The 230-nt window shown below is 68.3% G+C and carries 1 pseudogene; it reads right to left on the bottom strand.

The annotated features are described in order from the left end of the window. Positions 1 to 230: pseudogene (locus BN358_RS28155) on the bottom strand (hypothetical protein); the annotation flags it as partial.

Genomic DNA, 230 nt, shown 5'->3' with positions numbered 1-230 from the left:
CTTCACCGCGCAGTAGTAGCCGTTCGGGTACTTCGCATGGAGCGGCGAGTCGCGGGGAGGGTGCGTGCTGCAAGTTACGCGGCAGGCTGAACAGCACCGTGCGGCCGGTCTGGACGTCGATGCTGGCCACGGTCATCGAGTCAGGACGCATGCCGGTACGGTCCGCGCCCGCGTCACCGCCGAGCAGCATCACGTTGATCCGGCCGTTCTGCGCCTGGCCGTTTCCGCCG

It is taken from the genome of Sedimentibacter sp. B4 (assembly GCF_000309315.1).
Classification (GTDB): domain Bacteria; phylum Bacillota; class Clostridia; order Tissierellales; family Sedimentibacteraceae; genus Sedimentibacter; species Sedimentibacter saalensis.
This window is presented reverse-complemented; position numbering and strand designations above follow the sequence as displayed.